Source organism: Kitasatospora sp. NPDC054768, assembly GCF_053612025.1.
On the sequence record NZ_JBSHBN010000299.1, the window covers coordinates 1 to 4,449 of the forward strand.

At 75.8% G+C, this 4,449-nt stretch carries 6 protein-coding genes; all 6 read left to right on the top strand.

Translation table 11 applies throughout. The features are described from left to right. Positions 1-204, top strand: a 204-nt coding sequence (locus ACWGKU_RS40460) for a hypothetical protein (RefSeq protein ID WP_452181037.1), incomplete at its 5' end; no start/stop codon positions are given. Positions 205-360: 156 nt separating this feature from the next. Next, a complete protein-coding gene (locus ACWGKU_RS40465; RefSeq protein WP_401053755.1) occupies positions 361-900 on the top strand; it encodes a MarR family winged helix-turn-helix transcriptional regulator in 540 nt (179 codons plus the stop codon). Then, on the top strand, positions 897-1,739 hold the full coding sequence (locus ACWGKU_RS40470) for an ATP-binding cassette domain-containing protein (protein WP_401053756.1): 843 nt from the start codon (positions 897-899) through the stop codon (positions 1,737-1,739). Before ACWGKU_RS40465 ends, ACWGKU_RS40470 begins: the two co-directional genes overlap by 4 nt. Next, on the top strand, positions 1,699-2,565 hold the full coding sequence (locus tag ACWGKU_RS40475; protein ID WP_401053757.1) for an ABC transporter permease: 867 nt from the start codon (positions 1,699-1,701) through the stop codon (positions 2,563-2,565). The genes ACWGKU_RS40470 and ACWGKU_RS40475 overlap by 41 nt, the downstream gene beginning before the upstream one ends. 190 nt (positions 2,566-2,755) lie before the next feature. Continuing rightward, entirely contained in the window at positions 2,756-3,079 is a 324-nt protein-coding gene (locus ACWGKU_RS40480; RefSeq protein WP_452181036.1) for a hypothetical protein, read from the top strand. A gap of 245 nt (positions 3,080-3,324) precedes the next feature. Continuing rightward, complete coding sequence (locus tag ACWGKU_RS40485; RefSeq protein WP_452181035.1) at positions 3,325-3,867, top strand: HEAT repeat domain-containing protein; 543 nt, start codon at positions 3,325-3,327, stop codon at positions 3,865-3,867. Positions 3,868-4,449 lie beyond the last annotated feature (582 nt).

Genomic DNA, 4,449 nt, shown 5'->3' on the forward strand with positions numbered 1-4,449 from the left:
ACCCTGGTGTTCGACGGCGGCACCGTCCCCGACGGCACCCTCGTCACCGTCCCCGCACAGCGCCAGAGCGGCCTGTTCGGCGCCCGCTTCGTCCCTGCCCGCAGCCTCCCGGACTTCATGGCCCCCTCCCAGGCCGCCCGGGCCGCCGAGGCCCTCGCCGGCCGCTCCCTGCCCGCCCTCCTCCACGGCCAACGCGCCACCTGAGACACTGCTCCGCATCCGAACCACCCCGGGTGGGGGCGGAGTGGGAAGTCGGCGGGGCCGACTTCCCCGCGCGGGATGTTCGGGCGCGGGGCGGCCTGCCGAAGGGAGGCGCCGCGCTCTCGACGGATAGCTCTCACTGAGAGCTAAAATGAGGGTATGACCGCGACAGAGCCGCACACGCTCGACGTCGCGCCGGCGGACGAGTTCTCCACCCTCCTCGTCGGCATCCAGCGACTGGTCCGCCGCCGCCTGCGGCAGACGATGGACGAACCCCGCCTGCGCGGCGCCCAGGTCGAACTGCTGCGCCTGGTGACGGAAACCCCCGGACTGCGCGTCTCCGAGGCCGCCGAGGAGCTGTGCCTGGCCGGCAACTCGGTGTCCACCCTCGTCAACCAGCTCGTCGCCCTCGGCCTGCTGCGCCGCGAGACCGACCCCGCCGACCGCCGGGCCGCCCTCCTGCACGCCACCCCCGAGGCCGTCGAGCGGATCGAGGCCTGGCGCCGGCGCCGCCGCGCGCTGATGGAGGACGTCGTCGCCGGCCTGCCCGCCGACCGGCGCGAGGCCCTGGCCGCCGCCCTGCCCGCTCTGCGGCAGGTCGCCGAAGGCCTGCGCACCCTGCCCGCAGCACCCGCAGCACCCGCAGCACCCGCAGCACCCGCAGCACCCGGAGGAGCCTCCGGGGAGGAGGAGCCATGAGCACCGAGGACGCGGTGGTGTGCCAGGGCCTGGAGTACGTCTTCCGCCACGGCCACGGCAAGACCACCCGGGCCGTCGACCGGATCGACCTGACCGTGCGCACCGGCGAGGTGTTCGGCCTGCTCGGCCCCAACGGCGCCGGCAAGACCACCACCATCCGCGCGATCACCACCCTGCTGCCCGTCGGCGCCGGCATGGTCCGCGTCTTCGGCCACGACGCCACCCGCCACCCCATGCAGGTGCGCCGCCTGCTCGGCTACGTCCCCCAGCAGCTGTCCGCCGACGCCGGGCTGACCGGACGCGAGAACGTCGCCCTGTTCGCCCGCGTCTTCGACGTCCCGCGCGCCGAACGCGCCCGCCGCGTCGCCCAGGCGCTGGCCGCCGTCGACCTCACCGAGGCCGCCGAGCGGATGGCCGCCACCTACTCCGGCGGCATGGTGCGCCGCCTCGAACTCGCCCAGGCCCTGGTCAGCGCCCCGCGCCTGCTCGTCCTGGACGAACCCACCATCGGCCTGGACCCGATCGCCCGCACCGGCGTGTGGGAACGCGTGGACGCCGTACGCGCCGCCACCGGCATGACCGTCCTGGTCACCACCCACTACATGGACGAGGCCGACCGCCACTGCGACCGCATCGCCCTCATGGACCGCGGCCGCATCCGCGCGCTCGGCACCCCCGCCGAGCTCAAGGAGCAGGTCCACCGGGCCGACCCGGCCCGGCCGGACCCCAGCCTCGACGACGTCTTCCGCCACTTCGCCGGCCGGCAACTGGCCGACGCGACCGAAGGAGACTTCAGCGATGTCCGCCGAACCCGCCGCACCGCGGGCCGCGTCGGCTGAATCCGCCGACGCCGCCGGCCCCGACCTGTCCCTGCTGCTGGTGCCCCCGCGCGCCCGCACCGGCTGGCGCCTGGTGCCCGCCCGCATCGGCGCGATGTGCGCCGTCGAACTGCAGAAGCTGCGCCACGACCGCACCGAGCTGTACACCCGGGCGGTCCAGCCGGCACTGTGGCTGCTGATCTTCGGCCAGACCTTCACCCGCCTCAAGGCGATCCCCACCGGCGGCATCCCGTACCTGGACTTCCTCGCGCCCGGCATCATCGCCCAGTCCGCGATGTTCATCGCGATCTTCTACGGCATCATGATCATCTGGGAGCGGGACTCCGGAGTCCTCACCAAACTGCTGGTCACCCCGACCCCGCGCGCCGCCCTGGTCACCGGCAAGGCCTTCGCCGCCGGGGTGAAGGCCGTCCTGCAGGCCGCGGTGGTGGTGCTGATCGCCGCCGCCCTCGGCGTCGCCATGACCTGGAACCCGCTGCGGCTGCTCGGCGTCGTCGTCGCCGTCCTGCTCGGCTCGGCGTTCTTCTCCTGCCTGTCGATGGCCATCGCCGGGATCGTGCTCACCCGCGACCGCCTGATGGGCATCGGCCAGGCCATCACCATGCCGCTGTTCTTCGCCTCCAACGCCCTCTACCCGATCGCCCTGATGCCCGGCTGGCTCCAGGCCGTCAGCAAGGCCAACCCGCTCAGCTACCAGGTCGACGCGCTGCGCGGCCTGCTCATCGGCACCCCCTCCCACCTGCCCCTGGACTTCGCCGTCCTCGCCTTCGCCACCCTCCTCGGCATCGCCGCCTCCTCCGCCCTCCTCGGGCGCCTCGCGCGCTAGGAGGGCGGAGGGAACGGACCCCGGACCTGACGGCGTCCCGGGCCACGGCACCGGGAAACCCGGTGACAAGCGCGCGCCGCACCAGGAGACTTCCTCCCGACAGGCCGACAGGCCGACAGGCCGACAGGCCGGCAGAGCGGCCGACGGACGGGCCGCCGGGCCGCCGGGCCGAACACCGGGAGGCAGCACCGTGGCACTGGCCAAGAAGGGCGCGCGCCGCATCGTCGTCGACGGCGTGGCGTACCGCTGGCGCGTCACCAAGCAGCACTGGTGCTGCGACTTCGAGGGCAGCACCCTGGGCTACGCGGTGGAGGACGCCGCCCACCCCGCAACGACGCTCGTCGTGGACACCGGCCGACCCACCCGGCACACCCCGGACGCGGTGCCGGCCCAAGTGATCATGCCGCGGGAGGTCGCCGCGGGCATCCGGTCCGCGCGCACCGAGGGCTGGACGCCCACCGCCAACGGGTCGCCCTTCAGGCTGCGCCTGTCCGCCGCCCGCCCTGCCACCTGACGGGGCAGCCGGTGGCGGGGCCGCGCCGGCCGGGCGAACCGTTTCCGCCGGCGGACGCCCGGCCGTGGGAGGACGACGAGCGGGCCGCCCCGGACGATCCGCGTGTCCACGCCGGCGTCCACGCCGCCCAGGGGCGAGGGCCGGACGGTGTCCGAGGCCGGCCGGCCGGAGCCCGGCCGCAGCGGCCGTGGCGGCGCGGTGAAATCCCTTTGCCCGGCACCGTTTTGCGGCCCGACACTGGGCGCATGCTCGGATTCGTCAGCACCGACAACGAAGCCCTCGTCTCCTGCCTGGGCGACCCCCAGCGCACGGTGGCCGCCCACCGGGAACTGCTGCGGCGCGGGCAGGACGTGCTCGGGGCCGTGCGGGCGGGCCTGTCTCACGAGAGCGCGGCCGTGCGGGAGGGCTGCTGCCGGCTGCTGGACCACCTGGTCGACACCGAGTCCATGGACCAACTCGTCGCCATGGCCGACGACCCGGACGCCCGGGTGAGGACCGCCGCCTTCCACGCCCTGGCCTGCGACCGGTGCAAGGGCGACACGTGCGCACCGGGCGCGGACCGGGTCCTCGAACCCGCGCTGCGCCACCTGGCCCACGATCCCGACCCGGGCGTGCGGGCCAGGGCCGCCGAGCTCGTCGGCCGCTTCGCCCGCACCGAGGCCCGGGCCGTGGCCGCCCTGCGGGCCTCCCATGACCGGGACCCGAGCCCGGCGGTCCGCAAGAAGGCGGGCTGGTACATCCCCGGCGGCGCGATCTACGAACGCGGCGCCGCCCGTACGGCCCGGTGAACGGGCCCGGCGGCGGGCCGAGTCAGGACGCCGGTCGGACACCGGTCGGGCGCAGGTGTGGTGCACGGGGTGGCCGTCGGGGCCGGTGGTGAACCAGGAGCCGTCGCCGAGCGGGCGGATGTCGTACGGGTCCGTGGCGCGGGCGTCGAACGCGCCGTGGACGCGGCCGGTGCGGGCGTCGAGGCGGTAGTGGCGGAACCAGTCCTCCTCGTCCTCGTCCTGGCCGACGAGGGTGGCGACGATGGTGTCGGCGCTCAGGCGGCCGGGCGGCCGGGCGGCCGCGGCCGGCCATGGCGTCGGGCCGGTAGACCCACAGCACCCGCCCGTCCGGGGACAGTTCGCAGCCGGGCCGGTGGCCGAAGACCTCGCTCGCCTCCGGCTCGAACCGCGAGCGCCACAGCCGCGTGCCGTCCGCCCCCACACGGCCGGCCGCGTCCCCCGGCAGGGGCCGGAAGGCCGACGTCCCGCGCGGCGGCGGCTCGGGCGGCGGGACCGGGCCGGCCCCACGGGCCGGCCCCATGGCAGTGGCCCGGGGCGAAGGGGCGCGGGGGGGGGCGGGGGGCCCGCCCGCGCCCCCCCGGC

What these genes read in the sequence shown, in the direction of transcription:
- ACWGKU_RS40465 (WP_401053755.1), top strand. Translation starts at nt 361, where the DNA reads ATGACCGCGACAGAGCCGCACACGCTCGACGTCGCGCCGGCGGACGAG.
- ACWGKU_RS40470 (WP_401053756.1), top strand. Translation starts at nt 897, where the DNA reads ATGAGCACCGAGGACGCGGTGGTGTGCCAGGGCCTGGAGTACGTCTTC.
- ACWGKU_RS40475 (WP_401053757.1), top strand. Translation starts at nt 1,699, where the DNA reads ATGTCCGCCGAACCCGCCGCACCGCGGGCCGCGTCGGCTGAATCCGCC.
- ACWGKU_RS40485 (WP_452181035.1), top strand. Translation starts at nt 3,325, where the DNA reads ATGCTCGGATTCGTCAGCACCGACAACGAAGCCCTCGTCTCCTGCCTG.